18 protein-coding genes are annotated in these 23,454 nt (G+C 34.7%); 13 read left to right on the forward strand and 5 right to left on the reverse strand.

The features are described from left to right. Positions 1 to 11: 11 nt before the first annotated feature. Genes ACFX5E_RS08665 through ACFX5E_RS08680 form a run of 4 tightly spaced genes read right to left on the reverse strand, consistent with a single transcriptional unit; the run spans position 12 to position 6,366 of the window. On the reverse strand, positions 12 to 761 hold the full coding sequence (locus ACFX5E_RS08665) for a SusE domain-containing protein (RefSeq protein WP_379854807.1): 750 nt from the start codon (positions 759 to 761) through the stop codon (positions 12 to 14). 16 nt (positions 762 to 777) lie between these two features. Then, the gene (locus tag ACFX5E_RS08670) at positions 778 to 1,776 is read right to left on the reverse strand and encodes a SusE domain-containing protein (protein WP_379854808.1); all 999 of its coding nucleotides are present in this window, start codon (positions 1,774 to 1,776) and stop codon (positions 778 to 780) included. 23 nt (positions 1,777 to 1,799) lie between these two features. Then, positions 1,800 to 3,413, reverse strand: a complete 1,614-nt coding sequence (locus ACFX5E_RS08675) for a RagB/SusD family nutrient uptake outer membrane protein (RefSeq protein WP_379854809.1) — start codon at positions 3,411 to 3,413, stop codon at positions 1,800 to 1,802. 10 nt (positions 3,414 to 3,423) lie between these two features. Continuing rightward, positions 3,424 to 6,366, reverse strand: a complete 2,943-nt coding sequence (locus ACFX5E_RS08680) for a SusC/RagA family TonB-linked outer membrane protein (RefSeq protein WP_379854810.1) — start codon at positions 6,364 to 6,366, stop codon at positions 3,424 to 3,426. A 236-nt stretch (positions 6,367 to 6,602) separates the two neighbouring features. Here ACFX5E_RS08680 and ACFX5E_RS08685 point away from each other — a divergent pair, with 236 nt between their 5' ends. The 9 genes from ACFX5E_RS08685 (at position 6,603) to ACFX5E_RS08725 (ending at position 19,148) form a co-directional block, all read left to right on the forward strand. Next, positions 6,603 to 7,631: a LacI family DNA-binding transcriptional regulator gene (locus ACFX5E_RS08685; RefSeq protein WP_379854811.1), complete on the forward strand. Its 1,029-nt coding sequence runs from the start codon at positions 6,603 to 6,605 to the stop codon at positions 7,629 to 7,631. Positions 7,632 to 7,903: 272 nt separating this feature from the next. Next, positions 7,904 to 9,433 carry an MFS transporter gene (locus tag ACFX5E_RS08690; protein ID WP_379854812.1) on the forward strand — a complete coding sequence of 510 codons (1,530 nt, stop codon included), beginning with the start codon at positions 7,904 to 7,906 and terminating at the stop codon, positions 9,431 to 9,433. Next, entirely contained in the window at positions 9,426 to 10,082 is a 657-nt protein-coding gene (gene pgmB, locus ACFX5E_RS08695; protein WP_379854813.1) for a beta-phosphoglucomutase, read from the forward strand. Before ACFX5E_RS08690 ends, pgmB begins: the two co-directional genes overlap by 8 nt. 112 nt (positions 10,083 to 10,194) lie before the next feature. After that, entirely contained in the window at positions 10,195 to 12,507 is a 2,313-nt protein-coding gene (locus ACFX5E_RS08700) for a glycoside hydrolase family 65 protein (RefSeq protein WP_379854814.1), read from the forward strand. A gap of 226 nt (positions 12,508 to 12,733) precedes the next feature. Next, positions 12,734 to 14,539 (forward strand): glycoside hydrolase family 13 protein, encoded by a 1,806-nt coding sequence (locus ACFX5E_RS08705; RefSeq protein WP_379854815.1) that lies wholly within the window; start codon positions 12,734 to 12,736, stop codon positions 14,537 to 14,539. 125 nt (positions 14,540 to 14,664) lie between these two features. Next, positions 14,665 to 16,323, forward strand: coding sequence for an alpha-amylase family glycosyl hydrolase (locus tag ACFX5E_RS08710; RefSeq protein WP_379854816.1), 1,659 nt, complete (start codon positions 14,665 to 14,667; stop codon positions 16,321 to 16,323). Between the two features lie 81 nt (positions 16,324 to 16,404). Then, positions 16,405 to 17,082: a glycerophosphodiester phosphodiesterase gene (locus ACFX5E_RS08715; protein ID WP_379854817.1), complete on the forward strand. Its 678-nt coding sequence runs from the start codon at positions 16,405 to 16,407 to the stop codon at positions 17,080 to 17,082. After that, entirely contained in the window at positions 17,079 to 18,287 is a 1,209-nt protein-coding gene (locus ACFX5E_RS08720) for a BaiN/RdsA family NAD(P)/FAD-dependent oxidoreductase (RefSeq protein ID WP_379854818.1), read from the forward strand. Before ACFX5E_RS08715 ends, ACFX5E_RS08720 begins: the two co-directional genes overlap by 4 nt. Positions 18,288 to 18,410: 123 nt before the next feature. After that, a complete protein-coding gene (locus tag ACFX5E_RS08725; RefSeq protein WP_379854819.1) occupies positions 18,411 to 19,148 on the forward strand; it encodes a hypothetical protein in 738 nt (245 codons plus the stop codon). A 64-nt stretch (positions 19,149 to 19,212) separates the two neighbouring features. Here ACFX5E_RS08725 and ACFX5E_RS08730 read toward each other — a convergent pair whose 3' ends face one another. Next, positions 19,213 to 19,689 (reverse strand): TspO/MBR family protein, encoded by a 477-nt coding sequence (locus ACFX5E_RS08730; RefSeq protein ID WP_379854820.1) that lies wholly within the window; start codon positions 19,687 to 19,689, stop codon positions 19,213 to 19,215. Positions 19,690 to 19,801: 112 nt separating this feature from the next. Between ACFX5E_RS08730 and ACFX5E_RS08735 the strand changes: the two genes are divergently transcribed. The 4 genes from ACFX5E_RS08735 to ACFX5E_RS08750 are packed head-to-tail and all read left to right on the forward strand — an operon-like array spanning position 19,802 to position 23,110. After that, positions 19,802 to 20,884, forward strand: a complete 1,083-nt coding sequence (locus ACFX5E_RS08735; protein WP_379854821.1) for a diphosphomevalonate decarboxylase — start codon at positions 19,802 to 19,804, stop codon at positions 20,882 to 20,884. A gap of 38 nt (positions 20,885 to 20,922) precedes the next feature. Further along, positions 20,923 to 21,117 carry a hypothetical protein gene (locus ACFX5E_RS08740; RefSeq protein ID WP_379854822.1) on the forward strand — a complete coding sequence of 65 codons (195 nt, stop codon included), beginning with the start codon at positions 20,923 to 20,925 and terminating at the stop codon, positions 21,115 to 21,117. 51 nt (positions 21,118 to 21,168) lie between these two features. Next, the gene (locus tag ACFX5E_RS08745; RefSeq protein WP_379854823.1) at positions 21,169 to 22,107 is read left to right on the forward strand and encodes a mevalonate kinase family protein; all 939 of its coding nucleotides are present in this window, start codon (positions 21,169 to 21,171) and stop codon (positions 22,105 to 22,107) included. Between the two features lie 46 nt (positions 22,108 to 22,153). Continuing rightward, positions 22,154 to 23,110: a geranylgeranylglycerol-phosphate geranylgeranyltransferase gene (locus tag ACFX5E_RS08750; protein ID WP_379854824.1), complete on the forward strand. Its 957-nt coding sequence runs from the start codon at positions 22,154 to 22,156 to the stop codon at positions 23,108 to 23,110. Positions 23,111 to 23,454 lie beyond the last annotated feature (344 nt).

Raw genomic sequence — 23,454 nt, forward strand, 5'->3', positions numbered from 1 at the left:
TTATAAACTAATTATACTTTTGTAATGGTATATGTTTTTGCTGCAAAATCGACAACAATTTTATAAGTTCCTGTCACAGCAACTGGAATATTAGCTCCACCAGCATCTAACGTCAAATTATTCCCGTCATCACCAAAATTATCTGCCCAACCATCATCCAATCTAAATTTAAACTCACCACCTGCCGTCAAGGGCATCGTGATTGAATACTTTTTGGTTGCCAAATCGTAATCCAAATTAGTGTCAGCGTCCCATCCTGTAGGGGTAGCACTACCAATAATTCCCCAGTTAGGCCATGCCGGATATGGTGTTAATTTTATGGTATAAGAGTTTGATGGTTGCGATAAACTTCCTGTTGTACCCACTGTAGATAATACACGTACATCTACTGAGCTCTTAAGAAACGGAGCAAAACCGGCACTTAATGCAGCAGAATTCAACTCATTTACAGTAAAATTTTTAAATTTATTTGTGCTGGTAGCTACAACGGTAGGCTTTGCAAATTTTGTTCCTGCAGCTGCAAACTCAATACTATAGGTAACTATAGTGGAAGTCCCACTGTATACCGCATAATCCCAAACTACAGTGGTAGCAAGATCATTTGGTTTGTTTTTATCCAGTACTAAATCAAAACCTGTAGACGGTGTTTTTAGAGTTGGAGCAGTATTTATACTTACAGCTTCTCTGTCTTCAACATCATCCGTACAAGATATTGCAGAAATACTGATAAAAGCAATTAGAAATCTAATTATATTTTTCATTTTTATATCTTTTAAATTATAATTTTTTAATTGTATAAGTCAATCCTGTAAAATCAACAGTAATATAATAAGTACCCGCATCTGTAATAGCAATGTTGGAACCTCCGTTATCTAATGACAAATTATTTCCATCATCACCATAATTAGTACCCCAATCGTGATTTAATCTAAATTTGAATGATCCCAATTTCATTTTCATAATAATAGAATACTTATTGGTTGTGGAATTGTAATCCAAAAGCGTGTCAGAACCCCAACCTGTTGTTGTAGCATCTCCAATTATACCCCAAGCGTTTGTTATGGGTGTGATGGTGTAAGTTTTGGTTGTAAAATTAGCTACAATAGTATAATTACCCGCTGTTACAGGAATATTATCCCCGCCAGCTTCTAATGAAAGATTATTTCCAGTGTCTCCATAATTGGTTGTCCAGGCATTATCTAATCTAAATTTAAATTCACCAGTTGTTAAAGCTAATGAAATTGAATAAGTGCCATTTATAGGATTAAAAGTCATATCTGTGCTTTTGTCCCAACCAAGTGGAGTAGCACCTCCAATAATACCCCAATTTGGCAGGTATGGAGTTACTTTTAAGGTATAAAAATTTGAAGTTTCTGCAGTACCACTACTTTTGATACGAACTTCCATTTGACCTTCAATAAGAGCAGGTAATCCTAAACTTTTTGCTGTTGCATCTAATTTACCAACGGTAGCATCTAAATAATGATTGGTTGTTGTACCTATTACTACCGGAGTCGCAAAATTAGTACCTGCTTTAGCCGCTTGCACTGTATAAGTGATCGTAGTACCTGTAGCATTTGCAGGATCATTCCATACAAAAGTAGTTGCTAAATCATTTAATTTAGCTCCGTCAAGAACAAGATTAAAATCTGAAGTCGGCGTAAGTAATTTAAAACTTGAATCAGCCGTAACAGCTTGCACATCTTCCACATCGTTTGCACAAGACAAGGATATCAGACTTATAAAAGCTATTAAATATTTAATTGAATTTTTCATATTTATCTAAATAAAATTATTTATTAATATCCTGTATTTTGTGTTAAATTTGGATTAGCCGAGATAGAAGCGGTTGGTAATGGAAACACATTCTTGTCAACACTAATTGAAGTACCATTTGCAATATTTCCTTTCCAAGCCCAGTTATAGTTTCCTCCTCCGTATTTATTAAATCGGATTAAGTCTTGTCTTCTGTGACCTTCCCAGTGTAGTTCTCTAGATCTTTCGTCTATGATGAAATCAAGATTTACATCGCCTTTAGCCACATTTGCAGAAGTCGAACCATTATTAGCTCTTTCTCTTAAATCATTAATATATTTTAATGATTGTGGGGTTGTATTTGTACTTGTTCCCGCATTTGTAGCACCGTCTTTTCTCATTTGCGCTTCTGCATACATTAAATAAGCGTCTGCCAATCTGAACAAAGGAAAATCAGTATCTACAAATGTTGAATTTACACCAGCAACTCCAGCGGCAGTTTTGTTTGAATATTTATGTAAAATATACCCTTGAGCTGCATTTGTTAAACTTGCGATTTCCAGCGTTCTTGTACCCGATGTAGTGTATGTTTTTCTTGTATCCGATACAAATTTTGCACCATCAAACTTTTCAACAAACTGTTTTCTAAGTCTCAAGGCTCCACCCCAACCGCCAACACCAAATTCTGCTCCGTTCCCTTCAAGAGAACCTACTTGTCCGTTTATCATTACGGTTGTTGCACCGTAATTTTGAGTTTTAACCCCATCAGACTGTAATGTAAAAATCATTTCAGAAGAGGTGTGATTATCGGCTTTAAAGTTGTTTAAATATTTTGCATTTAACGTATATCCACCACCAATAACATCGGAACATTTAGCCATACATTCTGCATATTTTGGCGCTCCAATATACACTTCAGCATTCAAATACATCTTGGCCAAAATCATCTGAGCCATCGCCTTGTCTAATCTACCATATTCATTGGCTCTTGCAGCTTTTAAATTAGGAATTACGGCATTCAATTCTGTCTCAATAAAAGTAAACAACTGTTTTCTGTCGTATTGAGGTCCCTTGAAATTCAAAGGATCACTTTCTGTAACAAAAGGTGCCTTACCAAACAAATCCATCATATTATAGTATGCAAAAGCTCTTAAAACTCTTACTTCGTTTCTATAAAAATTGATTTCGGCAACATCAGCAGTACCGGTAATACCTCTTGAACTTAACAGTTCTGGAGTAGATTGTCTTAAAAAGTCATTAGCAAGAGCCACTTCAGCCATCGTTCTACTAAACATCCCCAATAAAATAGGATTAGCAGATGTCCAAGTATTTCTTTGCAATTCAGCGGTACCTTCATCATTCTCATACGTCCAAACCACTTCGTCAGTAGTTAAGTCTTGCAAGTACCACATACATCTTCCAAACTGGCTTGTTCCTGCATCAATTCCCTGCAAAAACGATGAACCTGCATCTCCTGTGCCTGTTAGGCTAAGATTACCATAAACTCCAGCCAATGCTTGTTTGTACCCTAACGGTGTAGAAAACAATTGCTCCGGCGTATTAATTTTGGTGTCTTCAGCTACTACATCTAAATCACTTGTGCACGATTGTAATGCGACGAAAGCAAATAGTATGTATATAAAATTTATTTTTTTCATAATCTAATTATTAAAATTTAACATTTACTCCACCTAAAATTGAGCGTTGTCTTGGGTAAATGGTATTATCAACACCATTGTTAGCAATTTCCGGATCTAAACCAGAATAATCTGAAATAACAAAAACATTTTGCATACCTGCAAACAAACGTAATGAAGCCTTACCTTCTAACCATTTCGGGAAAGTGTATCCTAATGTAATGTTATCCATTCTTAAAAACGAAGCGTTTTCAACAAACATATCCGATAAAACTACATTCGATGTTGTATTAAAATTAGTGTCCAAAACTGATGTTGGAATATTCCCAACCGTACCACCGGTTGTTAATAGATCGTATTGCGCTCTACTTGCATTAACTGCATTAAAAACTCTGTTGCCAACACTTGCGCGTAAATTGAAAGAAAAATCAAGGTTTTTATAATTGATAGTTGATGCTAATCCGAAAGTTGCTTTAGGATCAGGATTTTTATAAATATATTTATCATTTGAGTTGATAATTCCATCGCCATCCAAATCTGCATAAGCACCTTCAATCGGTTTTCCGGCTGTATCATATAATTGTTTGTACAATAAGAAAGAACTTGGTGCGTAACCAACTCTATGCACTTGACCTTGCGTTCCTGTTCCTGCCAGATTATCTCCGGTTCTAATAAAATCAGAACTTAATTTTGTGATTTTTCTTTCGAAAGCAGTTGCATTAACGCTAAGATTCCAATTAAAATCTTCATTTTTTACAACATCAGCACTTAAACCTAATTCAACTCCTTTGGTTGTAAAACTTCCAATATTTTGCCAAGATCTGTTTGAGAAGTTACTACCGTCTGCTGTTGCAACATCGGCTAACAAATCTTTTGAATCTTTGTAAAAGACTTCAACACTACCCGAAACTCGGTTGTCATAAAGTCCGAAATCTAAACCTGCATTATAGGTTGTAGTTTCTTCCCATTTTAAATTTGAACTTTGTCTTGCAGAAACTGCAATTGGCAAGGCAACAGCACCAAAGTAATATTGTGAACTTCCGCTTCCTAAATTATATTGCTGCAAATAATCATTGTTATTTCCAATTTCTTGTTGTCCGGTAATACCCCAACCTAATCTTAATTTGAAATCGGAAATTGTTTTACTGTCATTAAAAAGGTCTTCTTTTATTTTCCAAGCAAATGCTGCTGCAGGGAAATTTGCCCATCTATTGTCTTTGTCGAATCGAGAAGAACCATCTCTTCTATAAGATAAAGTCATTAAATATTTATCATTGAAATTTAAATTGGTTCTTCCAAAAAAGCCAATATTTACTCTATCATAATCTACATTTATTTTTGGAAAACCTGTTAAACCAGTTGGTAAATTTGGATCTTTAAAATTTCCTGATTGATAGTTATCCGAATCCCACTTTTGGTAAGAATAACCCGCAGTTGCATCAAAAACCAATTTATCAAATGTTTTGTTATACACTAAATAAGTGTCTAACAATCTGTTTTTTCTCATACTTCTGGAAAATTCATCCGTTCCGTAAGGAATGTCATTATTTGTACCCGAACTAGCTGCTGTATTTGAAGCCAATTTGGTTCTTTCGCCATCTGCCTGATCAAAACCTGCATTTACAACTGCTCGTAAAGCCGGGAAGAAATGAAATTTATAATCTACCTCGAAATTTCCAAAAAATCGATTATTTTCCCCAGTATCAAACGTTTGCATTAATTGAGCCACAGGATTTCTTGGCGTTTGAGAAGTTAATCTTCCATTACTATGGTCATAGTATTCAAAAAAACCACCATATATCGAAGTTGGATCATATACAGGTTGTGTTGGGTCAAAACGAAGCGCACTACTTTCAACACTTTCCGCAAATCTATTGTTCTCATTTGAGTAATTTGCATTCAATTTTAACTTTAAATGATCCTCAAAATAAGATGGATTTAAAGCCAATCCAACCGTATTTCTATTAAACACATTAGTCAATCGCAAACCTTCCTGATACGTATTACCTACCGTAAGACGAGTTGGAATACTATTAAATAGATTACCTCTTAATGAGATATTATTATCCACAAAATCTGTTTTTCTGTAGATTGCATTTTGCCAATCAGTATTTGCTGTACCTAATTTCGAAACATCTCCAGGTCTTTTTTCTGCGATTATAGTTCTAAAAGCAGCTGCATCAAATACATCAACTGTTTTATCTATTTTACCACTTCCATACTGAAAATTATAATCTACAGAAAGTTTTTTTCCTCCTTTTTTGGTAGTAATAATAATTACCCCATTAGAAGCACGAGATCCATAAATAGCAGTTGCCGAAGCATCTTTTAAAACAGTCATCGACTCAATAGTACTTGGGTTTAATGAAGCTAAAATTGATGTAGAACCGTAATTTTTGTCTGAATTATTTTCAATAGGCAAACCATCGATTACAATTAATGGGTCATTGCTTGCAAATAAAGAAGAACCTCCACGAATTCTAATTTGAGAACCCGAACCTGGCGCACCGCTTGTATTAACAGTAACACCCGCAACTCTTCCGTTAAGCAAGTTTTCAGCTGTTACATTGGCTCCTTTATTAAAATCTTTAGTTGTCAATACGGTTACTGCACCCGTTGCATCTTTTTTCTTAACGGTACCGTAACCTACTTGTACAACTACCTCTTTTAATAAATTTTCATCTTCTTCTAAAGAGACAGTTAATGATTTTTGAGAATCATAATTAACGACAGAAGCCTTATATCCAATGAAAGAAAATACGATCTTGTCCCCTTTCTTAACATTTGATAATTGAAATTTTCCGTCAAAATCTGTCGAAACACCATTTGCGGCACCTTGTACATTTACATTTACTCCTGGAATTGGCTGTCCTGACACTTTATCAAGAACAGATCCATTTACAGTATTCTGAGCCAGAATACTAAGAGGCAGTAGCAGTAATAAAAATAACAACTTTTTATAAATTGTTTTCATACTTTTTGTTTAAATTAATTTGAAATTTGGTTGTGTTTTTAACTTTTAATTTTACTTCGAATGTTAAATTTATGTAAATTTTGTTACTCCCGACAAAGAGCCATTCGATTTGGTTTACGAAAACGTGATAGTGTTGAAAACTTTCTTTATTATCTAATTATTTAAGGGTTAAATTGCCATTAATAAAAACAAATCATATCTTTATTACGAAAACAATTATTATCAATTTTACAATTATGAAAAGGAAGGTAACGCTTAAACAAATTGCCAAAGAACTTGACGTTTCGATTTCTACGGTTTCAAAATCTTTAAGAAATAGCTTAGAAATTGGAGAAGATACCAGATTAAAAGTGCAGGCTTTCGCCAAATTTTACAATTACAAACCCAATAATATTGCCCTGAGTTTAAAGAATCGAAAAACAAAAACCATAGGGATTATCATACCTGAAATTGTTCATCATTTTTTCTCCACCGTCATTAATGGAATCGAACAGGTTGCAAACGAAAACGGATATAGCGTACTTATCTGCCTGTCAGACGATTCTTTTGACAAAGAAGTTCTTAATATGGAAATGCTTGCTAACGGAAGTATCGACGGATTCATCATGTCACTTTCTAAAGAAACCCAGTTCAAAGGTGATTTTCACCATATTACCGAAGTAATTGATCAAGGAATGCCAGTGGTAATGTTTGACAGAGTTACTAACGAAATTCTTTGCGACAAGGTCATCATCGACGATAAACTTTCTGCCTATGAAGCGGTTCAAAGCTTGATTGACAAAGGAAGAAAGAAAATAGCTCTGGTGACCACCGTTGATTATGTCAGTGTAGGCAAGCTCCGAACGGATGGATATATAAAAGCATTATTGGACAACGATATCCCTTTTGATGAAAATCTAATCATTAAAATTGAAAACGTAGACAATTGCGAAATCACCATTGGAAAATTACTGGAAGACAAAGCCATTGATGCTGTTTTTGCAGTTAATGAACTTTTTGCCGTAACCTGTATTAAAACTGCCAACAAAATAGGCCTGAATGTCCCAAAAGACCTAGCTGTAATCGCCTTTACTGATGGAATTATTTCAAAATATTCCACTCCTACTATTACAACGGTGAGTCAAAGCGGAATAAAAATGGGAAACAAAGCCGCAAGAATGCTGATTGACAGGTTAGAATCGGAACACGGTGAGGATGAAGAGGAAGAAAATTATAAAACCGAAGTAATTGAAACTCATTTAATAGAGAGAGAATCTACTTCTTAGACTTTATCCGTTTTTAGTCACAATTTTCAGTTGCTTTCTGAAAACTGCGACAGAAAACTGCGACTATTTTTAAGACAAACAGCAGAAATCCTATATTATATTCATTACTACAACCTTGTAGTTGAAAATGTTTCTTTTTATTTGTTTCTAAAAAACAAAAATTTAAAATATATTTTTATATTTACCCAATCAAAGCTTTTTCTTTTACTTCGAAAATAAGACAAGTTTTGATAAGCATAGCGCTTATCGTATCAATTTTTTAAATTACGATAATGGAAAAGCGTAAATTAAGTTTCTGGCAAATTTGGAACATGAGTTTCGGATTTCTGGGAATTCAAATGGGTTTTGCTTTGCAAAACTCGAATGTCAGTAGAATATTTCAGACTTTAGGGGCTAATATTGACGACATCCCAATTTTATGGGTTGCTGCTCCTTTGACAGGATTAATTATTCAACCAATTATTGGCTATTTCTCAGATAGAACCTGGACAAAATTAGGGCGAAGAAAACCTTATTTTTTAGCAGGTGCAATTTTAGCTTCGGCAGCCTTATTTGTAATGCCTAATTCCCCCTTTTTATGGTTTGCAGCAGGAATGCTTTGGATCATGGATGCTTCTATCAACGTTTCTATGGAACCATTTCGTGCTTTTGTTGGAGATAATCTTCCAGAAAAGCAACGCACCATGGGATTTGCCATGCAAAGTTTTTTCATTGGTATTGGTGCTTATTTCGCTTCAAAACTGCCTTTAATTTTTACTCATTTAGGAGTTCAAAACACAGCACCTCTTGGCATAATTCCTGATTCAGTGAAATACTCCTTTTATTTCGGTGGAATCGCATTTATCATAACTGTTCTATGGACCGTTATCACTTCCAAAGAATACTCCCCGGAAGAATTAGACGCTTTTGAAAAACACAAAGAAGCCTCTTTTATAAAAGAAGAGCATTCTGCTGATTGGTTTGCATCTAATGCAAAATCACATCTCACAAAAGGAATCTCGTTTCTAATTGTCAGTGTTTTGTTTTCGTTAGTCATCTATCAATTTGATTTAAAGAAAGATTTATACGTCTTATCACTTGGACTTATTGGTTTGGGCGGATTGGCAATGTTAGTTTCCGGATTAATGCAAAAAACAAATAATACTGAAAATGGATTTGTGACCATTATGAATGATTTTCAGTTTATGCCAAAAATCATGAAACAATTGGCTTGGGTTCAATTCTTTTCTTGGTTTGCGCTTTTCTCTATGTGGATTTATACCACCCTTGCCGTTACCCAACACATTTACGGTACAACAGATACTACATCTGAGGCATACAATACCGGAGCAAATCAAGTAGGCGAAATGTTTGCTAATTATAATTTAATTGCTGCAATCGCTTCTTTTCTACTACCATTATTAGCCAAATATACCAGCAGAAAATTCACCCATTTTGCGGCATTAGTTTGTGGTGGACTTGGTCTTATATCTGTTTATTTCATAAAAGAACCAACCACTTTCACTATGGAATGGCTTCCAATGATTGGTGTCGGAATTGCTTGGGCTAGTATTTTATCAATACCGTATGCCATGTTATCAGGTTCATTACCTTCTAACAAAATGGGATATTACATGGGAGTTTTCAACTTCTTTATTGTAATTCCACAATTAGTTGCTGCATCCATTTTAGGATTTTTAGTTTCTAAATTTTTTAATAACGAACCTATATATGCGCTTTTGATTGGCGGAGCTTCAATGATTCTTGCCGGAATTATTGCTCTTACCATTAATGACGAATCAAAAATTATAATAAATGAATAAAAAAGCATTCATCTTCGACCTTGACGGAGTTATTGTTGACACCGCTAAATACCATTTTCTGGCTTGGCAAAAAATTGCAAAAGAATTAAATATTGATTTCACACTCGAACACAACGAACTCTTGAAAGGAGTTAGTCGAGTGCGCTCCTTAGACATAATTTTAGAATTAGGCAAAGTTGAAGCTTCACAAGAAGACAAAAACAAATGGTTAATTCAAAAAAACGATGATTATCTAACCTATTTGGTAGATATGGATGAAAGTGAAATTCTTCCGGGTGTATATAAAATTTTAAAATTTTTAAAAGAAAAAAACCAACCTATCGCTTTAGGTTCAGCAAGTAAAAATGCGAGGCCAATTCTCGAGAAAACTGGAATATTATCTTATTTCAATGTTGTTGTAGATGGAAATGATGTCACTAATGCTAAACCAGATCCGGAAGTTTTTCTGATTGCGGCTAAACTATTAAATATAAGTCCAGAAAATGCTATCGTTTTTGAAGATTCAGTAGCTGGTGTACAAGCCGCCAATATCGGAAAAATGACAAGCGTAGGAATTGGTGAAGCTTCGATTTTAAATGAAGCAAAATACATCTTCAAAGACTTTACAGAAATAGACACCGATTTTATAGAAGAATTAATTAGAAAATAAAAAGATAGAATAAAAAGAAACGAGAAGCAACAGGTTAGAAAAACAGAACTAAAATTCAACAACGGTAAACTTCTAAACGGTAAACTTTTTAAACTTTAAACAAAAGTAAAGAATGAATCAAGATTATATAAAACCTGACAATTGGTCGATCATTGAAGAAGGATTTGATGTAGAGAGCGTAAAATCATCTGAGAGTCTTTTCAGCATTGGTAACGGAGCGATGGGACAACGTGCAAATTTTGAAGAAAATTATAGCGGTGAAACATTTCAAGGAAGTTATATTGCCGGAATATATTATCCTGACAAAACCAAAGTGGGCTGGTGGAAAAATGGATATCCTGAATATTTTGCCAAAGTTCTGAATGCGCCAAATTGGATTGGAATTGAAATCGAAATCAACGGTGAAAACTTAGATTTGAATACCTGTTCAGAGGTCAAAAACTTTCGTCGGGAATTAAATATGAAAGAAGGCTGGTATCACCGTTCTTTTGAGGCAACTCTAAAAAACGGAACTGAAATTTCAGTAAATATCCGTCGTTTCCTATCGATAATTTTAGATGAAGTTGGAATCATTAATTATGAAATCACGCCTTTAAACAAGGATGCTAAAATAATTTACAAACCTTATATCGATGCTGGCGTAACCAATGAAGATGCCAACTGGGAAGAAAAATTTTGGGAACCTCTTGATGTTAAAAATTCAGCAAACGAAGCTTTTGTAACTGCACAAACATTCAAAACGCATTTTAAAGTAACCACTTTTATGCAGAATAGCATTTTGATTAATGGCGAAAAAACAAGTATTTCTCCTTCCAATATTGATGCAACCACAGACAAAATTCAGTTTAGTTATGAGGTCGTTGTGGGGCAAGGCCAAAAATCATCTATCCAAAAAACTGGTGGTTATACCGTTTCTTTGAACCATACTAATACGCAAACTGCTGCCGAAAAAGTGATCCAAACAGCATTGGCAAAAGGATACGACCAAATGCTACAAGATCAAATTGATGCTTGGGCAAAAATTTGGGAAATGTCAGACATTACAATTGATGGTGATGTAAAAGCGCAACAAGGAATTCGTTTCAATATATTTCAGTTAAATCAGACCTATTTAGGAAAAGATTCTCGTTTAAATATTGGACCAAAAGGATTCACCGGTGAAAAATATGGCGGATCTACATATTGGGATACTGAAGCCTATTGCATTCCATTTTACATGGCTACCAAAGACCAGGAAGTTGCAAGAAACTTATTGACGTACCGTTACAATCAATTGGACAAGGCCATTGAAAACGCTGTGAAATTAGGATTTACAAACGGTGCAGCTTTGTACCCAATGGTAACCATGAATGGAGAAGAATGCCATAACGAATGGGAAATCACATTTGAAGAAATTCATAGAAATGGAGCTATTGCATTTGCCATTTATAACTTTTACAGATACACCGGCGATTACAGTTACATTCCTGAAAAAGGACTGGAAGTATTAATAGGAATTGCACGTTTCTGGCATCAAAGAGCCAATTTCTCAACTAATTTAAACCAATATGTAATTCTTGGCGTTACGGGTCCAAACGAATATGAGAACAACGTAAACAATAATTTCTATACCAATTATATCGCAAAATGGTGTTTGGATTATACGTACGAACAGATTCAAAAAGTATCGTTAGAATATCCATCGGATCACAAAAGAATTTCGGAAAAAGTGAAAATTTCGGATTCGGAATTACAGTCTTGGAAAAAAGTTGCCGATAATATGTACTTCCCTTTTTCGGAAGAACATAATGTGTACTTGCAACAAGACGGATTCTTGGATAAAGATTTAGTTCGAGTAGCTGATTTAGACAGAAGCCAAAGACCAATCAACCAAAAATGGTCTTGGGACAGAATTTTGCGTTCTCCTTATATCAAACAAGCCGATGTTTTACAGTGTTTCTATTTCTTTGAAGATCATTTTTCGAAGGAAGAACTAAAAAACAATTTTGAATTCTACGAATCATTTACGGTTCATGAAAGTTCACTTTCGCCTTGCGTACACTCAATCCAAGCCGCTTTATTAGACAAAATGGATATGGCGTACACGTTCTATTTGAGAACTTCACGTCTTGATTTAGATGATTATAACAAAGAAGTGGAAGAAGGTTGTCATATCACCTCGATGGCTGGAACTTGGATGAGCATCGTAGAAGGTTTTGGTGGAATGAGAATTAAAGAAGATAAACTTCATTTTTCTCCAAAAATACCGAAAGAATGGAACGGTTATTCGTTTAAAATCAATTTCAGAAACCAAATTTTGAAAGTCGATATTACTCATGAACAAACTTCATTTTCAATCGATGGTCAAAAAGATCTGTCAATAGTTGTCAACGGAAAGGCAATCGTTGTTTTGGCCAATAAATCAGTATCCGTAGAAGTAAATTAATTGTTGGAACTTGTAGTCAATTCTATCATTTAATAAGAGGCCTCGCAGGCTCACAGACAATCCCAATGAAAATTGGGATTGTTTAATTACCAACAGTTTTTAAAATTTAGTTTTCTGCTACCGCAAATTTAATATCACTAAAAAGTATATAATAATGAATAAAATTGGTACATTTCCTTTCATAAATAGGAGCTTTCTAAAAAAAATAACCTTATTCCTTTTCTTTATGTCTTTATCATTAAACGCTCAAATTCAAAGGATCGAACCTCCTTTTTGGTATGCGGGTATGAAAAATCCGGAATTGCAAATTCTGTTTTACGGTAAAAACATAGCAGAATACCAAGTTTCAGTATCTAATGCAATAAAAATCACAAACGTTACCCGAACAGAAAACCCTAACTATATTTTCATCACTATTGACACGAAAAAAGTGCCGGCAACCGATTTGATTTTTACTTTTAAAAACAAAAATAAAGAATCGTTTACACAAAAATATTCTCTGAAGAAAAGAAGAGAAAATTCTGCGAAACGCAAAAGCTTTGCTTCTTCGGATATGATGTATTTATTGATGCCGGACCGCTTCGCTAATGGAAACAGGAATAACGACAGCGAAAATTCGACCCAAGAAAAATACAATCGGGAATTACCCGGCGGAAGACACGGTGGAGATATTGAAGGAATTATAAAAAACCTGGATTACATATCGTCCTTAGGCGCAACCACCATTTGGAGCACGCCGCTTTGCGAAGATAACGATCCTAAACATTCTTATCATACTTACGGACAATCCGATGTTTACAAAATAGATCCCCGCTTTGGGACTAATGCTGATTATGTTCGATTGGCTGCCGAAATGCATAAAAGAGACATGAAACTGGTGATGGACTATGTGGTGAATCATTGGGGAATTGAACATTGGATGATAAAGGATTTACCAACAAAAGAATGGATTAATCAATTCGAAACTTACACCCAAACCAATCATAAAAGAACGGTTATCCACGACACAAACGCTTCAGAAATTGATAAAAAAATTGCGATAGACGGTTGGTTTGTTCCTTCGATGCCCGATTTAAATTTAAAGAATCCTTTGACTTTAAAATACCTGATTCAAAATGCGATTTGGTGGATTGAATACGCTGATTTAGATGGTTTCAGAGTTGACACTTATAATTATTCCGACCCAAAAGGAATCGCAACATGGACAAAATCCATTACCGATGAATATCCAAATTTTAATATTGTAGGGGAAATTTGGATGCAAAGCCAAGCGCAAATGGCCTATTGGCAAAAAGACAGTAAAATAGCTGAAATACAAAATTACAATCCGTATTTACCAAGTGTAATGGATTTTACATTATATGAAGCAACCAGCAAAGCTTTCAATGAAGACGAAGGAACGTGGGACAAAGGAATGGTCAAAATGTATGACAATTTTACGAATGATTTTCTATATCCAAATAGTAACAACATGTTGATTTTTGTCGAAAATCACGATACCAATCGATTCAATCAAACGTGCGCAAACGACATCAGAAAATACAAAATGGCAATGAGCTTGCTGGCTACCGTTCGCGGGATTCCACAATTGTATTATGGAAGCGAAATAGGAATGGCCGGTGACAAAGACAACGGTGATGCTGATATTCGTCAAGATTTTCCTGGCGGTTGGGAAGGTGATGAGAATAACGTTTTTATCAAAGAAGGAAGAACTCCTGGACAAACTGAATATTTTGATTTTACTTCTAAATTATTCAATTGGAGAAAAACAAAAGCGGCGGTACATTTTGGAAAAATGACACATTACATTCCAGAGAACAATGTTTACGTTTATTTTAGATACAACTCGAATGAAACGGTAATGGTTTTAATGAACAACAGCAACGAAACAAAAACGGTAAAAACCGACCGTTTCAAAGAAAACATCAAAGACTTTAAAACCGGAAAAGATGTAATTTCTGAACTTACATTTGACGTTACAAACGAAATAATAATAGAACCTAAATCGACTTTGATTTTAGAGTTAAAATAATTTAAACCATATAAGGCATTTAAGAAAAAAAGAGTTTAAAAGAAGAAGAACTAATCTTTAAACTTAAATGAACTTACATGCCTTATATGTTTCAAAAAAAAACAAATCATTTAATACTAAAAAAAATGAAAAAATATTCAATCCCACTTTTACTATTAACCATTACAATTTTAAGCAGTTGTTCCAGCACAAAAACGATTGCTGAGAGTAACAAAACACCTTTCGTTTGGGAAGGTGCCAATTTATATTTCCTGATGACCGATCGTTTCAATAACGGAGACACCTCTAATGACGTCACGCTAAAGAGAACCAGAACGGCGGGGAAACTTCGTGGTTTTGAAGGTGGAGATATCAAAGGAATTTCGAAAAAAATTGACGAAGGCTATTTTGATAAATTAGGAATCAATGCTATTTGGTTTACACCAATAGTAGAACAAATTCACGACGGAGTTGATGAAGGAACGGGATTAAGCTATGGTTTCCATGGGTATTGGGCTAGAGACTGGACGAATTTAGATCCTAACTTTGGAACAAAAGAAGATTTAGCCGCATTAGTTCAAAAAGCACATACACACGGAATAAGAATCGTTCTTGATGGTGTGATCAATCATACCGGACCCGTAACTGCTGAAGATACGGTTTGGCCAAATGACTGGGTGAGAATGGGACCAAATTGCGATTACAAATCTTTTGAAAACACAACTGCTTGTACGCTCGTTTCTAATCTTCCCGATGTAAAAACCGAGAGCAATCAAAATGTGGATTTACCACCTTTTTTAATCGAAAAATGGAAAAAAGAAGGACGTTACGACCAAGAAATAAAAGAATTGGACGCGTTTTTCGCCCGTACCGGTTATCCAAAAGCGCCAAAATATTACATCATCAAATGGTTGACGGATTATATTGCAGATTATGGAATTGACGGTTATAGAGGGGACACTGTAAAACATACCGACGAAACCGTTTGGGCCGATTTCAAGACCCAATGTGATTACGCTTTCACAAATTGGAAGAAAAACAATCCGACAAAAGTATTGGACAACAATGCTTTTTACACGATTGCCGAAGTTTACAATTATGGAATCAGTGGCGGACAAATTTTTGATTTTGGAGATAAAAAAGTCAACTATTATCAAAATGGCTTCAATAATATGATCAATTTCGAATTTAAATGGGATGCACAAAAAGACTATGAATTTATATTTTCCAAGTATTCTGACAAGTTAAACAATGACTTGAAAGGATACAGTGTTTTAAACTATTTGTCTTCGCATGATGACGGCGGACCATTTGATGCTAAAAGAACAAAAAGCAAAGAAGCAGGAACAAAATTATTACTCAGTCCTGGATTATCTCAAGTGTATTATGGTGATGAAAGCGCTCGTTCTTTAGTAGTTGAAGGCACTCAAGGCGATGCAACATTGCGTTCGCTGATGAATTGGGACGACATTAAATCAAACCCAGCAACACAAAAAACGTTGTTACATTGGCAGAAATTGGGCCAATTCAGAAGAAATCATCCTTCAGTGGGTGCGGGAATCCACAAGAAAATTTCGACTCAACCGTATACTTATTCCAGAACTTTTTCTAAAGGCGATTATTCGGATAATGTTGTAATTGGATTGGATTTAGCTATTGGAGCCAAAGAACTTTCGGTAGGATCTGTTTTTAAAGATGGAACCAAAGTAAGAGATGCATACTCTGCAAAGGAAGCAACCGTTTTAAATGGAAAAGTAAGTATTGATTCTGAATTTGATATTGTTTTATTAGAATCGAAAAAATAACTTTCAAAATAATTTAATCCAAACGCCTTTAGAAATGAAGGCGTTTTTTTTATGTTTACCTTTACCAAAAAATAAAAGACAATGCTAAAAATTGGACATCGTGGCGCAAAAGGATATGAACCAGAGAACACATTAGTTTCGTTCCAAAAAGCGTTAGGCATGCAAGTGGACGGCATTGAACTCGACGTGCATTTGAGTGCTGATGGGGAATTAATGGTTATTCATGATGAAACAATTGATAGAACAACCAGTGGAAAAGGTTTTGTAAATGCATTATCTTTGCGCGAATTGAATACTTTTCATATTGATGGTAAGCATAAAATTCCAACGCTGGCAGCGGTTTTTGATTTGGTAAACCAAGACTGTTTTATCAATATTGAACTCAAAAGTTATGAAGCAACAGATAAAGTAGTTTCACTAATTGAAAAGTATGTTACTAAAAAAGACTGGAAATACGACCGGTTTTTAATTTCCAGTTTTGATTGGAATGCACTGCAGCAAGTGGCGTTTTTAAATGATAAAATTCCAATTGGCGTTTTAACGGAAACCGATTTAGAGTTGGCTTTGGCTTTCGCCAAATTCATTCAAGCGAAATCAATTCACCCGCATTTTCATTTATTGACAAAAGACAACACGGCACAAATGCAGGAAAAAGGATTGCAAGTTTTTCCTTGGACCATCAATGAATTGGAAGACATTCAAAAAATAAAAACATTCAACGTAAACGGAATCATCACTGATTTCCCAAATAGAATATGAACCAGAATTTCGATATAATAATAGTAGGCGGTGGCGCGGCAGGTTTTTTTACGGCAATAAATATTGTGGAGAGAAACCCAAAACTCAAAGTCGCAATTTTAGAACGCGGTGCAGAAGTGCTGAATAAAGTTCGTATTTCCGGCGGCGGACGATGCAACGTGACGCACGCTATTTTTGAACCGAACGAATTAGTGAAATTTTATCCGCGTGGCGAAAAAGAATTACGCGGTCCTTTTCATCAGTTTTGCTCCGGCGATACGATTGAATGGTTCGAGAATCATGGCGTAGAATTAAAAATTGAAGGGGACGGACGCATGTTTCCCGTTTCGAATTCTTCACAAACGATTATTGATTGTTTCTTGACGGCTACTCAAAAACTAGGAATCGCAGTACTTACGGGACAAAGTGTGCAATCGATTTTCAAGAGAGACACGTTATGGAAAGTAGAAACCCAAAATGAAAATTACCTTGCCGAAAAACTGATTTTGGCTACAGGAAGCAATCCTAAAATTTGGGAAATGTTACAGACCTTTGGACACGTTGTTGTCAGTCCGGTTCCCTCCCTATTCACTTTCAACATCAAAGACTCCCGAATAAAAGAATTACCTGGCGTCGCAGCTCAAGTCACGGTAAAAGTAAAAGACACCAAACTCACTTCAACCGGACCTTTGTTAATCACCCATTGGGGAATGAGCGGTCCGGCGATTTTGAAACTCTCCGCTTGGGGGGCACGAATCTTGCATGACAAAAATTATCAGTTCACCATTTTTATCAATTGGCTGAATGATGCTGACAAAGAAGATGTCGAGAAAAAGCTAAAAGACTTAAAACAAGAACACGCGAAGAAATCAGTTTCCAAGAAATCCCCATTCGAATTAACCAATAGATTATGGGAAAGTTTAGTGCTCGCTTCCGGAATTGAAGTGGAGACAAAATGGGCTGATTTGTCCAAAATTCAATTGCAAAATCTAGCGAATCAATTAACGAATGGGACTTTTCAAGTCAACGGAAAAAGTACGTTTAAAGAAGAATTTGTGACTGCCGGTGGAATTGATTTAAAAGAAATCAATTTCAAAACCATGGAAAGCAAACTGCATCAAAACTTATATTTTGCAGGTGAAATCGTCAATATTGATGCGATTACCGGAGGATTTAACTTTCAAAATGCTTGGACTAGCGGATTTATTGTGGCGAAAGCCGTTTAGACCAAATCACTATATTGCAAAACTTTAATTAAGAGAACTTTAGTTTTTGATTAACATGAATTTATTATTCTGTTTTGATTTTCACAGAATGATTTGAATATGTTTGTAATCAAAATATTACGAATGATAAAAATCTACTTTTCTCTCGCATTACTGTTTTTTGTATTTCAATCTGGTTTCTCACAAACCGATAAATTAATTAGCGGCAAAGTTTTGCACGAACAATTTCCTGTGGGAAAAGTTGAAGTGGCTAATTTTAATTCTAAAAAAACTACAATTACAAATGCAGCGGGGGAATTTTCTATATTGGTAAAATCAGGTGATGCGCTCCTTTTTGTTTCAAGAAACCATGATATCAAAAAAATTATGGTGGATAAAAAAACCATTGACCAAAACAATCTTATTGTTTCATTAATCCTTAAGCCAGAACAATTAGAGGAAGTAGTAATTACAAAAATGCCTTCTATTAAATTAAGTATAGACAAAGGTTATGAACAAGGGAAGCTTGACAAATATGCGTTAGAGAAATCCGCAAGAAGTTTAAAAACGGGGGTTTACAATGGTAGTATTGAAAACGGAATGGATTTCATGCGAATTGGCGGCATGATTTTAGGTTTATTCATAAAAGAAAAAGAAAAAATCAAAATTAGTCCCCCAACAATTGAATTCACAGCATTGGCAAAAAGCAGCTGTGATCAGAAGTTTTATATCGAAACTTTAAAATTAAAACCAGATGAAATACCTCTTTTCCTTCAATTTTGTGATGCCGATCCTAAATCGAAAACATTAATCGAAAACAGCAATATTTTATCGATGATGGATTTTTTAACGTCCAAGAATATTGAATTTAAGAAGTTATGAGACTTCAAAAAAAATTAATTTTTAATCACCAAATAAACTGATCACTGCGACTGAAAACTGCCAACTACTTATTGAGCCACCAAATACTTCCATTCAAAACGGCAGCAAAACTTACCCAAGCCAAATAAGGAATGAATAAATACCCTGCGATTCTATTGATTTTAGAAAACTGAATATAGGTTTCATAAATCATTAACCACAACACGATAATCTCTAAACCGGCCAGCATCGGGTTGTGCAATCCAAAGAACAAATAAGACCACAACGCATTTAATGCCAATTGTATCGCAAAGAAAACCAACGCTTTTTTTACGATCTCTTTTTCAAATTCGATCCGGTTCCACACTAATCCTGCAGCAACACCCATCATAATATAAAGCATACTCCAAACGGGTGCAAAAATCCAATTGGGTGGATTAAAACTAGGTTTTATCAAAGTTGGGTACCAAGTAACAATTGCAGAACGGGTAACCATTCCTGACAAATAACCAATTGCAAGACAGGTTACAACCATCGTTAAAATTCGAGTAATCTTAGTCATAATACTATTTTCTAATGTTGTCCAAATTTAGTCAAAACTTTAGTACAAATCGCTAAATAAACAAAACAAAGAGTAAACCAAAAAAAGTATCTTTGCGTAAATTTTATTATTCATGTTTACAGCAAACGATTTTATTCCAAAAAAGTATTCACAGTCCGTAGAGCAAGGCAATTTCAAATGGAGTGCGCCCAGTAATATTGCTTTGGTAAAATATTGGGGGAAAAAAGACAATCAGATTCCAGCCAATCCTTCGGTGAGTTTTACGTTGAATAATTGTAAAACGATAACTAAATTGGCTTTCGCCAAAAAACAAAACGACGGTACATTTTCCTTTGATTTACTTTTTGAAGGAAAACCAAAAGAAGATTTCAAACCTAAAATCCAAAAATTCTTGGAACGAATTGAAATCTATTTGCCATTTTTGAAAGACTATCATTTCACGATTGATACGGAAAATACCTTTCCGCACAGTTCCGGAATTGCTTCTTCAGCATCAGGAATGGCGGCTTTGGCAATGAACTTGATGAGTTTAGAAAAAGCGTTAAACCCGGAAATGACGGACGATTATTTCTATCAAAAAGGGGCTTTGTTAGCACGCTTGGGTTCCGGTAGTGCTTGCCGTAGCATCAAAGGACAAGTTGTAGTTTGGGGAAACCACAAGAATATCTCCGGAAGTTCAGATTTATTTGGAGTGGAATATACAAATGCTATTCATGCTAATTTTAAGAATTACCAAGACACTATTTTACTAGTTGATAAAGGTGAAAAACAGGTTTCGAGTACCGTTGGGCACGATTTGATGCACGACCATCCTTTTGCCGAAAGGCGATTTGCGCAAGCACATGAAAACTTAGATAAACTAATTACCATTTTTGAAAACGGAAATTTAGAGGAATTTATCAAAATTATAGAAAGCGAAGCCTTGACTTTGCATGCCATGATGATGACTTCAATGCCATATTTCATACTGATGAAACCCAACACTTTGGAAATCATTAATGCCATCTGGAAATTTAGAAACGACACAAAAATTCCTGTTTGTTTCACATTGGATGCAGGAGCAAATGTGCATGTTTTATATCCAAATAAGGATAAACCAGAAGTATTACAATTTATTAAGGACGAATTAGTTGGCTATTGCCAAAATCGTCAGTACATTTGTGACCAAATTGGAAATGGAGCCGTTGAGAATTGAATAATTTTTAATACCTTTATTTTTAAATAGTTGAAATCATGGATGTTCAATCTGAAAAATTAGAATTGATAAAAATGTTATTAGAAACTGATGACAAAGCTATAATAGAAGCTGTAAAAGATATTTTGAAGTCAGAGAAAAAAGAAGCTTGGGAAAAATTAACTCCTGAGCAACAAGAAAAAATCAATATCGTAATACAAAAGGAAAATCGCGGTGATATCGTCGATTTTTAAAAGTATTCAAAACCAAATTACCAATCCCAAATTGCTAATTACCAACATCATATGAAAGGACCCTTATTTTATTCAAAAATATTACTCTTTGGAGAATACGGAATTATCCGTGATTCAAAAGGATTGTCCATTCCTTATAATTTTTATAACGGCGCGTTAAAAAAAGAGGAGAATCCATCTGATGAGGCTATCAAATCAAATGGGAATTTGAAACGTTTCCTTGTTTACTTAGAAACATTGCAAAACGAGCAATCTGACTTAGTTACTTTTGATTTAGTAACTTTAAAAAATGATATAGAAACCGGAATGTATTTCGATTCCAGTATTCCGCAAGGATACGGAGTAGGAAGCAGTGGAGCATTAGTTGCCGCTATTTACGATAAATATGCCCAAAATAAAATCACGGTTCTGGAGAATTTAACACGTGAAAAATTATTACAATTAAAAAATATATTTTCTCAAATGGAGAGTTTTTTCCACGGAAAAAGTTCTGGTTTAGATCCTTTAAACAGTTATTTGAGTATTCCAATTCTTATCAATTCTAAAGACAATATTCAAGCAACGGGAATTCCTAATCAAAGTTTTGACGGAAAAGGTGCGGTATTCTTGTTAGATTCAGGAATTGTAGGCGAAACGGCTCCGATGGTTAATATTTTTATGGAAAACCTGAAAGACAAAGGATTCCGTGCCATGTTGAAAAATCAGTTTGTAAAACATACCGATGCTTGTGTGGAAAATTTCTTGGGTGGTGATATGAAATCGTTGTTCATGAATACCAAAAAATTATCAAAAGTAGTTTTGAATAATTTCAAACCTATGATTCCAGAGCAATTTCACGGAATTTGGCAACAAGGAATTGACAGCAATGATTACTATTTGAAATTATGTGGTTCTGGTGGTGGCGGTTATATCTTAGGATTTACTGAGGATTTAGAACGCGCAAAATTATCTCTGAAAGATTATAAACTCGAAGTGGTTTATCAATTTTAACCCCTAACCAAAAGGGAATTTAAATAATTAAACTCGTATACTTATAATGTTAAGCAGGCAGCACAAACTTTTATTGATGAAAATTATAAGTTTGTTCTCTGTCGTTAGAGGCTATAACATTCCAGTTATCATATTGGCCCAGTATCTTTCGGCTATTTTTATTCTTGCGCCGGAGATAAGAGCTTTGGACATCCTGCTTGATTTACATTTATTCCTAATTGTTTTTGCATCTTCGTTAACGATTGCTTCCGGTTACATCATCAATAATTTTTACGACAGCAAAAAAGATTTAATTAATCGCCCGAATAAATCCATGCTTGACCGCCTGGTAAGTCAGAAAACGAAGCTTACGGTTTATTTTTCACTTAATCTCATTGTGGCCTTAATGTCAATGTTTGTGTCCTGGCGTGCATTTTTATTCTTTTCACTTTATATATTTTCCGTTTGGTTCTATTCCCATAAAATAAAAAAGTATTCAATAATAGGGAATTTGACAGCTGCTTTATTGGCTGTTTTACCATTTTTTGCCATCTTATTATATTATTACACTAAAATTTCCTTTAGCGATATTGAGATTTATAAAAGTCAGCTTGCTGTAATTTTCGCTCATGCCACTTTTTTGTTTCTATTACTTCTGGTTCGAGAAATGATCAAGGATTTAGAGAATCTAAAGGGAGATTTAGCCAATGGTTACCAAACAATCCCAAACATATATGGCGAAGCCGTTTCGAAAAAAGTAATCACGGTTTTGACCATTTTAACTATTTTTCCAGTTTATGTTTTAATCGAAATTTACGATGTCGGTTACATGGATATTTATTTTTATACCTGTCTCATCATCTTGATTTTTTTCCTGCTTTACTTGTGGAAATCGAATACTAAGTTAGAATTCCTATTGCTTCATAATGTCTTGAAATTCCTTATCGTAGCTGGCGTTTTTTGTATTGTGCTGATCAATCCAACTGTATTGTGGCATGGAAAAAGATTATTGTTGATGGTGTAAATTATTGCTCGCATTCTTTTGAATAAGACGAAAGTACAAATCATTCAAAGACCATCATTACAAACATTTTATTCACAAAAACATTCGACAAAGGAGAAACCACATAACCCTAAGTAAGTTGATGAGATTCCTCCTTCGTCGGAATGACAAAAGACAAAAGACAAATAATTAGAGAATGAGAAAAGGTTGAAACAATTCCCCCAAAAAACACCACTAATTCCATCAGCTTAGGTACTATCTTGATTACCTAATTTATTTTTGTTAATTTTTATATATTTGTTACACCGAGAGGAAGCTTCTTGCGATTATTCACTGGATGTTTACCTTGTGTAGCCTCAATATTT

This window comes from Flavobacterium xylosi, from assembly GCF_042787345.1.
Classification (GTDB): Bacteria; Bacteroidota; Bacteroidia; order Flavobacteriales; family Flavobacteriaceae; genus Flavobacterium; species Flavobacterium xylosi.

Coding starts and splice junctions, on each gene's coding strand:
- ACFX5E_RS08665 (WP_379854807.1), bottom strand. CDS start 761: ATGAAAAATATAATTAGATTTCTAATTGCTTTTATCAGTATTTCTGCA.
- ACFX5E_RS08670 (WP_379854808.1), bottom strand. CDS start 1,776: ATGAAAAATTCAATTAAATATTTAATAGCTTTTATAAGTCTGATATCC.
- ACFX5E_RS08675 (WP_379854809.1), bottom strand. CDS start 3,413: ATGAAAAAAATAAATTTTATATACATACTATTTGCTTTCGTCGCATTA.
- ACFX5E_RS08680 (WP_379854810.1), bottom strand. CDS start 6,366: ATGAAAACAATTTATAAAAAGTTGTTATTTTTATTACTGCTACTGCCT.
- ACFX5E_RS08685 (WP_379854811.1), top strand. CDS start 6,603: ATGAAAAGGAAGGTAACGCTTAAACAAATTGCCAAAGAACTTGACGTT.
- ACFX5E_RS08690 (WP_379854812.1), top strand. CDS start 7,904: ATGGAAAAGCGTAAATTAAGTTTCTGGCAAATTTGGAACATGAGTTTC.
- pgmB (WP_379854813.1), top strand. CDS start 9,426: ATGAATAAAAAAGCATTCATCTTCGACCTTGACGGAGTTATTGTTGAC.
- ACFX5E_RS08700 (WP_379854814.1), top strand. CDS start 10,195: ATGAATCAAGATTATATAAAACCTGACAATTGGTCGATCATTGAAGAA.
- ACFX5E_RS08705 (WP_379854815.1), top strand. CDS start 12,734: ATGTCTTTATCATTAAACGCTCAAATTCAAAGGATCGAACCTCCTTTT.
- ACFX5E_RS08710 (WP_379854816.1), top strand. CDS start 14,665: ATGAAAAAATATTCAATCCCACTTTTACTATTAACCATTACAATTTTA.
- ACFX5E_RS08715 (WP_379854817.1), top strand. CDS start 16,405: ATGCTAAAAATTGGACATCGTGGCGCAAAAGGATATGAACCAGAGAAC.
- ACFX5E_RS08720 (WP_379854818.1), top strand. CDS start 17,079: ATGAACCAGAATTTCGATATAATAATAGTAGGCGGTGGCGCGGCAGGT.
- ACFX5E_RS08725 (WP_379854819.1), top strand. CDS start 18,411: ATGATAAAAATCTACTTTTCTCTCGCATTACTGTTTTTTGTATTTCAA.
- ACFX5E_RS08730 (WP_379854820.1), bottom strand. CDS start 19,689: ATGACTAAGATTACTCGAATTTTAACGATGGTTGTAACCTGTCTTGCA.
- ACFX5E_RS08735 (WP_379854821.1), top strand. CDS start 19,802: ATGTTTACAGCAAACGATTTTATTCCAAAAAAGTATTCACAGTCCGTA.
- ACFX5E_RS08740 (WP_379854822.1), top strand. CDS start 20,923: ATGGATGTTCAATCTGAAAAATTAGAATTGATAAAAATGTTATTAGAA.
- ACFX5E_RS08745 (WP_379854823.1), top strand. CDS start 21,169: ATGAAAGGACCCTTATTTTATTCAAAAATATTACTCTTTGGAGAATAC.
- ACFX5E_RS08750 (WP_379854824.1), top strand. CDS start 22,154: ATGTTAAGCAGGCAGCACAAACTTTTATTGATGAAAATTATAAGTTTG.